Source organism: Arenicella xantha (assembly GCF_003315245.1).
Taxonomy (GTDB): Bacteria; Pseudomonadota; Gammaproteobacteria; order Arenicellales; family Arenicellaceae; genus Arenicella; species Arenicella xantha.
On sequence record NZ_QNRT01000002.1, the window covers coordinates 1,117,823 to 1,131,610 of the forward strand.

General features: G+C 48.8%; 8 protein-coding genes. 6 read left to right on the forward strand and 2 right to left on the reverse strand.

Annotation, left to right across the window (positions count from 1 at the left end; genetic code table 11):
• Positions 1 to 21 precede the first annotated feature (21 nt).
• Entirely contained in the window at positions 22 to 4,590 is a 4,569-nt protein-coding gene (locus tag DFR28_RS10675; protein WP_113954300.1) for an ATP-binding protein, read from the forward strand.
• Between the two features lie 114 nt (positions 4,591 to 4,704).
• Here DFR28_RS10675 and DFR28_RS10680 read toward each other — a convergent pair whose 3' ends face one another.
• On the reverse strand, positions 4,705 to 5,433 hold the full coding sequence (locus DFR28_RS10680; protein WP_113954571.1) for a DNA-3-methyladenine glycosylase I: 729 nt from the start codon (positions 5,431 to 5,433) through the stop codon (positions 4,705 to 4,707).
• Between the two features lie 73 nt (positions 5,434 to 5,506).
• On the opposite strand from DFR28_RS10680, the gene DFR28_RS10685 reads away from it, so the two are divergent.
• From DFR28_RS10685 to DFR28_RS10695, 3 genes are read left to right on the forward strand one after another with little or no spacing between them, the layout of a single operon-like run.
• Positions 5,507 to 7,438: an ATP-binding cassette domain-containing protein gene (locus DFR28_RS10685; protein ID WP_113954301.1), complete on the forward strand. Its 1,932-nt coding sequence runs from the start codon at positions 5,507 to 5,509 to the stop codon at positions 7,436 to 7,438.
• Between the two features lie 54 nt (positions 7,439 to 7,492).
• Positions 7,493 to 8,500: a 2-dehydropantoate 2-reductase gene (locus DFR28_RS10690; RefSeq protein WP_113954302.1), complete on the forward strand. Its 1,008-nt coding sequence runs from the start codon at positions 7,493 to 7,495 to the stop codon at positions 8,498 to 8,500.
• The gene (locus DFR28_RS10695) at positions 8,497 to 9,324 is read left to right on the forward strand and encodes a Rossmann-like and DUF2520 domain-containing protein (RefSeq protein ID WP_113954303.1); all 828 of its coding nucleotides are present in this window, start codon (positions 8,497 to 8,499) and stop codon (positions 9,322 to 9,324) included. Before DFR28_RS10690 ends, DFR28_RS10695 begins: the two co-directional genes overlap by 4 nt.
• Positions 9,325 to 9,498: 174 nt before the next feature.
• Here the strand turns inward: DFR28_RS10695 and DFR28_RS10700 are convergent, their stop codons facing one another.
• Positions 9,499 to 11,025 (reverse strand): fumarate hydratase, encoded by a 1,527-nt coding sequence (locus DFR28_RS10700; RefSeq protein ID WP_113954304.1) that lies wholly within the window; start codon positions 11,023 to 11,025, stop codon positions 9,499 to 9,501.
• 312 nt (positions 11,026 to 11,337) lie between these two features.
• Between DFR28_RS10700 and DFR28_RS10710 the strand changes: the two genes are divergently transcribed.
• On the forward strand, positions 11,338 to 13,068 hold the full coding sequence (locus DFR28_RS10710) for a proline--tRNA ligase (RefSeq protein ID WP_113954306.1): 1,731 nt from the start codon (positions 11,338 to 11,340) through the stop codon (positions 13,066 to 13,068).
• 43 nt (positions 13,069 to 13,111) lie between these two features.
• Complete coding sequence (locus tag DFR28_RS10715) at positions 13,112 to 13,783, forward strand: lytic transglycosylase domain-containing protein (RefSeq protein ID WP_113954307.1); 672 nt, start codon at positions 13,112 to 13,114, stop codon at positions 13,781 to 13,783.
• The last annotated feature ends 5 nt before the right edge of the window (positions 13,784 to 13,788 follow it).

Here is a 13,788-nt window from a genome sequence, read left to right on the forward strand (position 1 = left end):
CAGCTCTAAGGGTAAGTTACGTTGAATACCAAAGACCACTCAGAACCACAGACAGGACAGCTCCTCAGCCTGTTCAAAGACATTGAACGTCGCGCGAATAATTTGTCGCTGAACGGCACTAAGCATCCGTTTAAATGGCACGAAAATATCGACGGATTGCTCAGCCATACTCAAGTAGAAGCTACCCGCCAACAGCTTAAGAAGTTGTCTGTGGACGATTATGTCGCGAAAGTGCTCGATCCCGCCGAATCAGCTACGCGACCAAACGCTAAAACAATCATTAGCCAGCTTCGCGGCAAAATTCATCAAGAATTTGAACTAGGCCCGCTGTACTCCATTGAACTATCGCTGGAATACAATGGCGGCACTCGACGCTTGGCCTTCATTGCTCAAAACCGCCATGTCGCAAACGGTGTTTGGAGTCCCGAACACCACTTAGAAGCCTGTCGATTAGCCGATGAGTACGCGCGACGCGCAGTTCCGATTATCACATTTATGGATACTCCCGGTGCTGACGCAAGCACTGAAGCCAATGCGGCTAATCAAGCGCACTCAATCTCGCGACTAATTGCAGTTATGGCTGCCGCCAAGGTTCCGAGCATTGGTATTATTTATGGCTTAGGTTATTCCGGCGGTGCTATTCCGCTCGCCACCACCAATGTTTTATTAGCCGTTCGTAATGCCGCTTTCAATACTATCCAACCCAAAGGTCTGGCCAATATTGCACGGCAGTACAATTTGTCGTGGCAAGAAAGCGCGCGCTATGTCGGTGTGTCGCCATCAGAACTGTACCGCAGTGGCGCGATTGACGGCGTCATTGACTGGGATCCAAGCGATAAAGAAGACGACAAATCGAATTTGGTCGCCGCCATTTTTACCGGCGTGCAACAAATCGAAGCTGACGCCAAGCGTGAAGTATTAGAAAACGCCAAAGTTGGCAATGATTACCTCGCTAACGTGCGTACCGAACGATTACATCGCGACAGCTTTGACGCTTTACAGAAAGCTGCAAAATTTGAGTTATACGGGGAGTTATCTGAATACCCTAGTGTCTACTCGCATGCCATGATGTACCTACGCTCACTGTCAATGCGATGCCGCATTCACTCGGCAACAATTGAAACTTATGGTCGCCTAGCCGACAAAGAGATACCTAAAGGCGACTTGAAGGACCGCACACGCCAACTCCGTGAGCAAGCCTTCGAACAATGGTTATCCGACCCAGAAAAGCTGGTCTATAACGACCAACTAGCCAAAGCGTGGTCGAATTTAAAAAGCAAACGCGAAGAGCTTAGCACCGATCGGAACAAGATAACCGCACTAATCCTCGGCGACCCACAAGCAAATTACATTAGCGCACAGAAGAACTATGCGTTTATTCTATGTTTGTATTTGTACAATCGCTGGAAGTCGGACGCAGCATTTAACTTTGTCGAAATGAGTCGGCGCCTCGATGAAATGAGCGAATCCGGCGACGACATTTTAGCCAAGCCGGAAGCTGACCTAACCTTGCTCGACACCATTAATGAACCGAGTATTCGCAAGGTATTGCAAGACCAATTCCGCGACGTCTTAGTGTTTGATGCGCTATATAACAATATCGTAGAGAATTTTGGTGAAATCGCCGAAGAGTCCAAAGCCTTCGAGTCACTATCGGAAAAAACGCTACGCAAGATATTAGATTCATCATTAGAAGAAGTTGCCTCGAGCGTTAAAGGCACTATCGACGATGGTGCGGTCGACAGCGATATCAAGTCCGAGTTTGCTAAATGGCTCGGGCATTTTGTCAAATATGACCAGCGCGGAGAATTTTTGGCCGACGTGGAAGAATGGAAACGCGTCAACTTCCCTCGCATGTCTGACTCTTTACTGGTACTTATTACCTACTTCTTTGAAACCTTGGTGCCACGCTTCATTGATTCACAAATGAATGGCAAGGCGTATAACGGGCAGATTAACCCGTGGCGAATTGGTAAGCGTAAAGATTTCTGGAATCAGCTGAATATTGCTTACCAAGACTTATTGATTCAACGAGTATTAGCCTCCTACAAACGTCAGAAAACCGCCACCGTAGATGCGTTCAAACAACGTTTCTTCACAGAATTTAGCGAAACCAGCGCCAATAAAATGACGGCAAACCCCGTCTCATTCCCTGGCTTTAGACAGTCAATCGAAAAAGCGCTAAACAACAACATCACACCGTGTGGCGTAATTACCGGCATTGGTGAATTCAAGCTTGATGATCAAGGCAATACCCACGAAGTCGGTGTGCTTATCTCCAACGTCGCGTTCCAAGCCGGCGCGTTTGACATGGCTGGCGCCGAGAAGCTTTGCACATTATTAGTCGATTGCGCCGATCGCGGCTTACCTGTTGTTTGCTTTGTTTCGTCCGGCGGCATGCAAACCAAAGAAGGACCAAGCTCACTGTTCTCGATGGCTATCGTGAACGACCGTATCACTAACTTTATTGCGGATACTGGCTTACCCGTCATGGTATTTGGCTTTGGTGATTGCACCGGTGGTTCACAGGCCAGCTTTGTGACACACCCATTGGTTCACACCTATTATTTAAGCGGCACCGACATGCCATTCGCAGGTCGTGTAGTAGTACCTTCATTCTTGCCATCAATGGCGACTACCTCGAATTATTTAGCCAATACGCCAGGCGCTATGCAAGGTTTGGTTAAGCACCCGTTTGCTGAAGGCTTAGATGAAAAATTGCGTGAAGTTGATCCAAATATCGAACTACCGAACGAGACGATCAACGAAGTAGTGGCAAAAGTCATCTCTGGCAGCGCATCAATGCAGCCAAAAGAGCGCCAAATCAAAGTGCATCGCGCCATCGACAAAATGGGCAAGATCGAAAAAGTACTGATCCATGCGCGCGGCTGCACCGCAGTCAAATTGATTCGAGTAGCGCAAAGCCAAGGCTACTCAGTGCTGCTTGTACAATCTGACCCAGACATGGACTCAGCTGCCTGCGACATGCTGACTGAGCGCGATGAGGTGGTTTGTTTAGGTGGTCAAACACCTGGTGAAAGCTATCTTAACGGCTTATCTGTCGTCACAATCGCCCGCACACGCGACGCTGATTCACTACATCCTGGCATTGGATTTTTGTCCGAAAATGCCGGATTTGCGCGACTGTGTCGGGCCAACGGCCTGAACTTCATTGGTCCGAAAGCCAGCAGCATGGACACCATGGGTAATAAGTCAAATGCGATCAGTACCGCAATGGCGAATAACGTACCAGTGGTACCTGGCTCACACGGCATTCTAACCAGCGCCGAAGCCACCGCAAAAGTAGCAGACGACATTGGTTACCCAGTGTTACTCAAAGCAGTGCACGGTGGTGGCGGCAAAGGCATTAAAGTGGTTCGCAGTGCTTCCGAAATCAAGAGTGCTTTTGATAACGTTTATAGCGAAGCTCGCAGCGCGTTTGGCAATGGCGACCTCTACTTGGAGAAGTTTGTTGAATCGATGCGCCACATCGAAGTACAAATTTTGCGTGACACACATGGCTGCACACAAGTGTTGGGCTTACGTGACTGTACGGTACAACGCAATAACCAGAAAGTATTGGAAGAGTCAGGCTCTACCATGCTGCCTAAAGATTTAGAGAAAATGGCGTATGAGTGCGCAGCTAACCTAGCCGATGCAGTCGACTACTTTGGTGCGGGCACGGTAGAGTTTATCTACGATCTTGCAGCCAATACCATCTACTTTATGGAGATGAACACGCGACTCCAGGTTGAACACCCGGTCACCGAGTGGACCTCCGGCGTACCGATTGTGGCTAAGCAATTCCAAATAGCTGAAGGCGCGTCAATCAAAGATCTCAAAATTGGCAATAAAGGCTTCTCTATCGAAGCCCGAATTACCGCTGAGAAAGCACGCTTGGACTCTGATGGCACAATCGACTTCTTGCCAACACCAGGCTTAGTGACTGAATGTCGATTCCCTGAAGGGTCGGACATTGAAGTGATTGCCTCGGTTTCTGAAGGAAAAACAATTTCCCCGTTCTACGACAGCATGATTGCGCAACTCGTGGTACACGGTAAAAATCGTAAAGATGCCATCCGTAAGCTGATCGCCGCATTAGATGCCACCGTGATTAAAGGCGTGTGCACCAATATTTCACTGTTAAAGCGAATCCTTATTGATCCTACGTTTGTTAAAGGCGACTATGACACCGGCTACCTACCAGCTTTTCTTGATACTCTCGATAAAAAGAAAGTAGTCGAGGAAATGGCTTACACCGGCGTTGAAGAGGCTGACAGCGATCTCAGCAGTCTAAAAATTGCAGGCACAGATGAAATTAAAGTGATTTCGCCAATGACGGGTATCTACTATGCCACTCCGTCACCAAACGAACCAGAGTTTGCTAAGGTCGGCGATGTAGTCAACCTAAGCCAAACGCTGTGTCAGGTAGAGGCAATGAAACTGTTTACCCATATCTCATTATCAAGTGTCCCAGGGTCAGGTGAAATCTTTACTGCCGAGAACCAATATGAAATCGTGCGGGTTAACCAAGCCAATAACGCGCAAGTCAATTCAGGCGATTTACTGTTCGTGGTGAAACCAGTTTAGTACAACAAGCTTAAAGCTCTGGCCTAATACATAATAACCAAGCCAGCGCTTCAGTCAGTTCAAAAGAAAGCCCTTCTCGTATCAGCGAGAGGGGCTTTTTTTGCGACATCACAGTTAAGCAGTAACCGTTTGACTACCCTGATAGCCAGTTAAAACCTCGACTGGCACATTGTCACCAACCGAATAACTTAACAGCTTACTTAGATGCGTATACGGTAACCCGGTCTCATGATGCCAATCGTTAAAAGCTTCCTGAATCTTTTTCAGGTCTCGTTGACTACTCGCATTCGGATTAATCTCAAGACCATTCGCGATCAATGCGGTCACCACATCGCCCGTCAGCATAAAGCTGTCTTTGCCGGTGAAACGAATAAACCATTGCGCTGTTTTGCCACCGAGTCGTGACCCTTGCTTATGCAGATAACGCATCAGACCAACTTGATCAGACACCGGCCATTCGCTAAAAAATTTACCAAAACTACCATGTTCATGCGCAATTTCGTCGACCATCACCGCGTTCTCGAAAACGGTCTGGATTTTCTGCCAATTACGGATAATTCGAGTGTCTTCTATGTAGGCCTCCCACTCATCCGGAGACTTGGTTAGTAAACGACCAATATCAAACTTTTCGAACGCTTCTTCAAACCCATCCCATTTAGCCGTGATCACGCGCCAATGAAAACCAGCATTAAAAACACAGCGTGTAAGTTGCGCCAAATATCGCTCATCTGGCACGCCAAGAAGTTGCTCAGAGCTCGCGACTGGTGTTAGCAGTGCAGCAAGTTTAGACTCACCGCCTTTGCGCTTTATCGCTGCTTCATGAATTCGTTTAAATTTTCTCATAATGATAGAAGATAGCAGCCAATATGCGAAAAACAAGCCTTGTATCAAAAACCGATAAAGCTACACTAGCAGAATGATTCAATTCGACAATCTCTCCATTCGCCGCGGCGAAAACTTGCTGTTTGATAACGCCAGTTGTCAAATCCATCCAGGCCAAAAAGTTGGCCTAACGGGCGCCAACGGGTGTGGTAAATCGAGTCTTTTCGCGGTACTGCGTAACGAACTCGTCATCGACAAAGGTGATGTGAAAATTCCGCGCGACTGGGTCATGGCTCATGTATCACAAGAAGCGCCAGCCAACGAGCGGCCAGCCATTGAGCACGTGCTAGACGGTGATACCGAATGGCGTGAGCTCGATCAAAAAATCCTAGATCCGACACATCCTAGGTTTATGAAATACCAATCTCGCTATGAAGAGATAGATGGCTACTCAGCAAGAAGCCGCGCAGCTCAACTACTCGACGGTCTTGGGTTCAAGCCACAGGACATTGAAAAACCCGCCAAAGAATTTTCCGGTGGTTGGCGTGTGCGTCTTAATGTCGCTAAGGCATTAATGTGCCGCTCCGATTTGCTCTTACTCGACGAACCAACCAATCACCTCGATTTAGATGCTGTACTGTGGCTTGAAAAATGGCTAAAGCAGTATTCCGGCACCTTGGTATTGATTGCACATGATCGTGATTTTCTAGATGAATTAACCACGCATACACTGCATATCGAGAATCAGAAGGCTCAGCTTTACAAAGGTAACTACTCTGCCTTTGAGCGGATTAGAGCTGAGCAGCTAGCAAATCGCCAAGCACAATTTGACAAGCAGCAACGTGAAGTCGCTCACATGCAAGACTTTGTGCGCCGATTCCGCGCAAAAGCGACCAAGGCGACGCAGGCGCAAAGTCGCTTAAAAGCCTTGGAAAAAATGGAACTCATTGCCCCAGCGCATGTCGATTCACCCTTTAGCTTTACGATTCCGGATCCTGAGAAAAACCCTAGCCCTTTGCTAAGTTTGCACAACGCTTCAGCTGGCTACGATGACAAGGTAATTGTAGATAACATCGAGTTTTCCATGACTCCCGGTGATCGAGTCGGCCTAATCGGCCCCAATGGCGCGGGCAAATCGACGCTAATAAAATTACTCGCAGGTGAACTGAAACTCCTTGATGGTAATTTCCATGCATCAAAAGAAATTAACATCGGCTACTTTGCTCAGCATCAAATAGAACAGTTGCAAATGGACCACAGTCCGATGGAACACATTGCATTGCTCGACCGAGAATGCAATGGCAGCAAAGCAACCGAGAACCAACTACGAAGATATCTTGGCAGCTTCGGCTTTAGCGGAACCAAAGCTACCAGCAAGGTTAAGCCGTTCTCCGGCGGCGAGAAATCCAGACTCGCTCTGGCATTGATTTGCTATCAACGGCCTAACCTACTCTTATTAGACGAACCAACCAATCACTTGGACCTAGAAATGCGTCAAGCATTGGCGGTCGCCTTACAGGAATATTCAGGCGCAGTGGTACTGGTGTCGCATGACAGACATTTACTAAAGGTAAACTCCGACAAGTTGATTCTGGTCGCAAATGGTCGAGCCACAGAATTTAGAGGCAGTGTCGACGACTACCCGAAATGGTTAGCTGAACATAATCGCGGCGGCGACCCTAAGCTCAGCGACAATAATGCTGAACCGGTCAAACTCGAACATTCTGCGGCTGCCAAGAAGGAGCAAAAGCGCATAGAAGCTGAACGCCGCAAGGAGTTGCAGCCGCTCAGCAGCAAGATCAAACGCGCGGAACGAGTGATGGAAAAACTAGCCGCGGAGAAAGAGGCCGTCGAGTCGTTGTTAGCCGACACTACGCTATACAACGAAGACAATAAAGACAAGCTCAAGCAGTGCCTAACCGACCAAGCCTATTTACAGAAAGAGCTGGATCAAGCAGAAGCTGATTGGCTCATGTACAGTGAACAACACGAACAGTTATCTCGAGAGCTGGCCACCGGCACTTAGCCTTGAGCTATTATGTGTTAAACACTAACGATTAAACGGACACAGGCCGCCCCGATGAATACCAACCACAACATTATCTTTGGTGCTGGATTAATAGGCGGTTACTTGGCTGGCGCATTTAGTGCCCGCGGCCTATCCGCCTTATTAGTAGGCCGCAGCAAAACACAATCCGCTCTGGCTAATGGCTTGACGGTGTCAGACATGACTGGCAACCAAGTAACAATCGACAATATCGAATTTTACAGTGCCATCGAGCACCAGCAAATTGACACCCTGTGGTTGACCGTTAAATGCACTGCAGTGGAAGCCAGCTTAATAGACCTCAAAGATATCGTACAACCCGACACCATTATTATTTGCTGTCAAAACGGCTTTGGAAGCGATCACCTTGTGCGGCAGGCATTTCCAAATAACGTAGTGCTTAACGCGGTAGTTGGCTTCAATGTAGCAGAACATGCACCAGCACATTTGCATCGATCAACTGATGGCAAACTAATAATCGAGTACCACAAACGGCTTGAAGCATTTATCGCGAAAGTCGACAGTCCGCTACTACCGACCGCCAGCAGCCATCATTTTGTGGCCGACCAATGGGCCAAGCTTCAACTCAACCTTGCCAACCCCGTCAATGCATTAGCAAATATCCCCGTCAAAAGCATGACCGAAGATCCTGGCTACCGCCGTATTATTGCGCAGTTGATGGATGAACTGTTACTGGTAACTGACGCCTTAAACCTGAAACTCCCAAAAGTCACCGCTGCACCAGCACGCATGCTCCCCAAGTTGATGCGATTGCCGAACTGGATCTTCAATCGCCTCGCACAAAAAATGTTGGCAATTGATCCAAGCGCACGAACGTCAATGTGGTGGGACCTAAGCCAAGGTAAGCCATCCGAAATCAACTATCTAAACGGTGCAGTTGTGCATCAAGCCAAAGCATTGAATCTGCCTTGTCCATACAACCGCAAGATTGTCGAACTGGTTCACCGAGTCGAAGCCGGAGAGCTAGCATTAGGGCTCAGTGCCGATGCGCTGATGACAGCATTGAATGAAAGTGCATGAACTCAAATCGAACCCTAAAAATAGTCATTATTGGCCGCGGCAAAGTCGGCTCCAGCTTAGTCCAACTATTTGACTTGGCCGGAATCTTTCATCAACTAATCGGGCGCGACACGCTACAGCAACAACAAGCCGTTCCGCTAGCCGATATAGTTCTACTCACCGTACCAGATCGAGATATCGCCCCGCTGTGTGCATCGCTCACACAATACTTTACAGCAGGCACAATCGTCGCCCACTGCTCCGGCGCGCTGGGCAGCGACTGCTTAGACTCTGCCGCATCGCTGGCTTGTCACACCGCATCGATTCATCCACTTAATACATTTCCCACGCTATCCACCGCCAAAGCGACTTTCGCAACGCTGGAGCACGGCAGTCATGCCTTCGCCGAGGGCAGTTTAGACGCATTGAATGTGTTAGTCCCAATATTCGAACGACTCGGGTTTGACACCAGCGTATTGGGTTCCGCAGACAAACCGCTGTATCACGCCGCATGTGTGTTCGCCTGTAACTATCTGACGGTATTGATCGACGTGAGCTTGACCACCGCCGTAAAAAGCGGATTAGATCGCGACCTGTTTATGCGTGCCATTCAGCCATTGGTGCAGAGCACCTTGGACAATATAATGCAATCTGGAACGTCGGCTGCGTTGAGTGGTCCAATAGCTCGGGGCGACAGCGAGACGATCACGCGTCACATCGAGTGCCTGCATGACCACGCCGCCCTATATAAAGCTCTGGGACGGCATGCACTACAACTAGCAATCCACCGCGGCGACCTGAGTTCGGAGCAAATCCAACACCTCTCCGAAACACTAGACGATTAGCAAGTCAGCGTTGCTACGGGCAATTTCTAACGCCTCCAGTTAACCAAGCCCGCCACCGCTAGCCTTAACATGCTTGGCACTTTTGATACGCTCAACACTTTTGATACGCTCAACACTAAAGGCGAGCGTATCAAAATATTCCATCAACGCTTAACGTTGACTGGCCGATCAACGCTAGACTACTTGTAAGCCCAGCTTGTCAGAGATAATACTTTTCCATTTTGCCGGCCCAGTGGTATGCACCGATTCTCCACGAGTGTCCACTGCCACAGTAACTGGCATATCTTTAACGGTGAATTCATGAATTGCTTCCATGCCTAACTCTTCAAAAGCTACCACCTTGGACTCGGTAATCGCTTTGGAAACCAAGTAAGCCGCGCCGCCGACAGCCATAAGATACACAGACTTGTGTTTAGCAATCGAATCAATGGTTGCCGGTCCACGCTCCGCTTTGCCCACCATGCCGATTAGGCCTGTTTGATCGAGCATCATGTCGGTAAACTTATCCATACGAGTCGCAGTAGTCGGCCCAGCAGGACCAACTGCTTCATCTCGAACCGCATCTACTGGGCCTACATAATAGATAAAGCGATTGGTGAAATCGACACCATCAGGAAGCCCTTCACCACTTTCCAGCAGCGATTGAATGCGCTTATGTGCGGCATCCCGACCAGTCAACAACTTACCCGACAATAGAATTGTCTCACCAGGCTGCCAGTCAAGCATGTCGTCTTTTTTTAGCGTATCTAAATCAACGCGTCGCGCACTTGGGCCAACATCCCAATCAATACTTGGCCAGTCGTTCAAATCGGGTTGTGTTTGCAACGCCGGACCTGAACCGTTTAACACAAAATGTGCGTGACGCGTTGCAGCACAATTTGGAATCATAGTGACGGGCTTAGATGCCGCATGTGTCGGATAATCTTTGATCTTCACATCTAGCACGGTAGTCAGGCCGCCGAGCCCCTGCGCGCCGATACCAAGCTGATTGGCTTTTTCAAATATCTCGATACGCAATTCTTCTAAGCGAGATTGCGGACCTCGCGCTATGAGCTCATGAATATCAACCGGCTCCATTAACACTTCTTTGGCTAACACCGCGGACTTCTCCGCGGTACCGCCAACGCCGATTCCGAGCATACCGGGCGGACACCAGCCGGCGCCCATGGTCGGCAACGTCTTCAAAACCCAATCGACTAATGAGTCACTTGGATTAAGCATCACCATTTTTGACTTATTCTCGGAGCCACCGCCTTTTGCAGCAACATCAATCTCTACCGTATCGCCCTCCACTACTTCGTAGTGAATGACCGCTGGCGTATTGTCGCCGGTATTTTTACGCGCTCCTAAGGGATCAGACAAAATAGATGCTCGAAGCACATTGTCTGGATTTTTATAAGCACGACGCACGCCCTCATTAATCATATCGGTTACCGACATCTCAGCATCCCAGCTAACGTCCATTCCGATTTTAGCGAATACCGTTACAATACCGGTATCCTGACAGATTGGACGTCGCCCCTCGGCACACATTTTCGAGTTGATTAGTATTTGTGCAATAGCGTCTTTAGCGGCTTTGCTCTCCTCTTTGAGGTAGGCCGCATGCATCGCATCAATAAAATCTTTAGGATGATAATACGAGATAAACTGCAATGCGTCAGCGACACTCGCAATCAGATCGTCTTGCTTAATTGTGCTCATAATCGATTCGTTGGTGCCAAAATTACTTGGCGGTTATTGGTCACAGCCGCTAGTCTATCAAATCTTTGCCGATTTACTCAGTAGTTGGCGCAGCCTTTTGAGCCATTGTCGGCATTGGAGTAGGCACCAAAAATAAGCAATGTGAGTAAACTTCTCGAAATATAGGTTCGAAACGACTGAATTTTCTCACAATTTCCATTAAAATCGGCGGTTCGCTCTGCCAAACTGGATCGTTCGATAACGACTTAGGGCAATAGCAACTCCAGGCTTTCTGGACACACTGACTCACAACGGCTAACTCAAACATCATTCATGCGCACCAGTAACTTCTTATTATCCACTCTCAAAGAAACTCCAGCCGATGCCGAGATCATCAGCCACCAATTAATGCTGCGAGCCGGCATGATTCGAAAAGTAGCGGCAGGCATCTATAACTGGTTGCCCGCAGGCTTGCGAGTACTGCGCAAGGTGGAAAAAATTGTGCGCGAAGAAATGGACTTAGCCGGTGCGCAAGAAGTGCTGATGCCAGCAGTTCAACCTGCCGAACTATGGCAACAAAGCGGTCGCTGGGAACAATATGGTGGTGAGCTGCTGAGAATGTCTGACCGACACGGTCGCGAATTTTGCTTTGGCCCGACCCACGAAGAAGTTATCACCTCACTAATTAGCAACGAAATTCGGAGTTACAAACAGCTTCCGGCTACGTTCTATCAGGTGCAAACTAAGTTTCGCGACGAGCGACGTCCACGTTTTGGCGTTATGCGGTCTCGCGAGTTCATCATGAAAGATGCCTACTCATTCCACTTAGACCAAGCCAGCTTAGAAGATACCTATTCTAAAATGTATCAGACCTATACTCGGATCTTTACTCGACTAGGGCTACATTTTCGCGCAGTAGAAGCCGATACCGGTAGTATTGGTGGCAGTGCGTCGCATGAGTTCCACGTATTAGCAGATTCAGGAGAAGACGCGATAGCCGTGTGCGACAAATTTGACTACGCCGCAAACGTAGAACTGGCCGAAGCGCTAGCCGTTGGCGGCGAGCGACCAGCCGCAACACAAACGTTAGAGAAGGTAGACACGCCCGGACAAACCACCATCGATGCAGTCTCTGAATACCTTAAAACACCAGTTGAAAAAACCGTCAAAACGCTATTAGTACACGCGGCCGAGGAAGGCAAGCTAGTGGCCTTGGTATTACGTGGAGATCACGAACTAAACGAACTCAAAGCAGAAAAGCACCCATTGGTTGCCACGCCGCTGGTATGGGCTTCTGATGAGGAAATCCAGCAGGCGGTAGGCTGCTCACCAGGGTCAATTGGCGTAGTCGACATGACTATCGCTGTCATCGCGGACCGCTCAGCGGCCAATGTCGCCGATTTCGTTTGTGGCGCAAACCAAGACGGGGTTCACTATACCGGTGTCAACTGGGAACGTGATTGCGCTGAACCGGAAGTCTATGACTTACGTACGGTTGTCGCTGGTGATGTGTGCGCGCGTGCTGATGACACAAACCAAGACTCTCAACTGAGCATTACTCGCGGCATTGAAGTGGGGCACATCTTCCAACTTGGCACCAAATACAGCGAAGCCATGAACGCAAGCTGCTTAGACAACAACGGCAAAGCGGCGATTATGCCAATGGGCTGTTATGGCATTGGGGTTTCGCGCATTGTTGCCTCAGCTATTGAGCAAAATCACGATGACCGCGGAATTATTTGGCCTGAAGCCATAGCGCCGTTTCAACTAGTGATTACGCCGATCGGGTATAACAAATCCGAGCAGGTGAAGTCTGTTTGTGATGACCTATATCAGACATTAACCGGCCTAGGCATTGAAGTTCTACTAGACGACCGCAACGAACGCCCTGGAATTATGTTCGCCGACGCTGACCTTCTTGGCATACCGCACCGCATTGTAATTGGCGAAAAAAGCTTAGCTAACGATAAAATTGAATACAAAAACCGACGTGCAGAGGGTCCTGAAGAGGTGCCGCAAAACGGCATCGTTGAGTTTCTAACTGAGCGTGTGTTAAAACGCTAAATAGTAGTTACTTAATTAGCGATCATTGGGGAATGGGGCAAGAATGACTAGGGGTAAATTAACAATATTATTGCTGTGCGCAGGTTCTCTGTTAATGGGGACAGCGGTGGTGCGTGCGCAAACGCCGGCTGACCCAGCGCTGATTCAAGCATTACAACAAGCAACACAAGACATACACGAACGCAGCACCGACTTGGACTCCCTGGTCTGGCTGTCGACCATGTCAGAGAAATTGGTTAAGCGCATTCCTGATCCATTTTACCGTGTACGCTTACTCAAAGCAGTTTACACCGAAGCCAATGCAGTGGGGCTCGACCCGCAGTTGGTACTTGCCGTTATCGACATCGAAAGCAACTTCGATCGCTATGCCTTGTCTCACGCTGGCGCACAAGGATTAATGCAGGTCATGCCGTTTTGGAAAGACGTATACGGACGACCAGATGACGATTTGTACAACCCGCTGGTAAGCCTGCGCTATGGCTGCACCATTCTGCGACATTACATGGATAAACACAGCGATCCTTATGATGCGCTGGCAGCATACAATGGATCATTGGGCCGCCTAAAGTATCCGCGCAAAGTGTTTGGTCGACTCGCTCGTCAATGGGAATTTAAGACTGACCGATATTCACGTACGTTCCGATCACCCAAACTGGCGGTCAACGACACGGTGGGCGGCTTCCCGACTGCCACACATCGTAACGAACTGAACTAAACCTC

Bases quoted from the DNA above. Each gene is read 5' to 3' on its own strand.
- DFR28_RS10700 (WP_113954304.1), bottom strand. From the start codon at position 11,025: ATGAGCACAATTAAGCAAGACGATCTGATTGCGAGTGTCGCTGACGCA.
- DFR28_RS10690 (WP_113954302.1), top strand. From the start codon at position 7,493: ATGAATACCAACCACAACATTATCTTTGGTGCTGGATTAATAGGCGGT.
- DFR28_RS10685 (WP_113954301.1), top strand. From the start codon at position 5,507: ATGATTCAATTCGACAATCTCTCCATTCGCCGCGGCGAAAACTTGCTG.
- DFR28_RS10710 (WP_113954306.1), top strand. From the start codon at position 11,338: ATGCGCACCAGTAACTTCTTATTATCCACTCTCAAAGAAACTCCAGCC.
- DFR28_RS10715 (WP_113954307.1), top strand. From the start codon at position 13,112: ATGACTAGGGGTAAATTAACAATATTATTGCTGTGCGCAGGTTCTCTG.
- DFR28_RS10680 (WP_113954571.1), bottom strand. From the start codon at position 5,433: ATGAGAAAATTTAAACGAATTCATGAAGCAGCGATAAAGCGCAAAGGC.
- DFR28_RS10695 (WP_113954303.1), top strand. From the start codon at position 8,497: ATGAACTCAAATCGAACCCTAAAAATAGTCATTATTGGCCGCGGCAAA.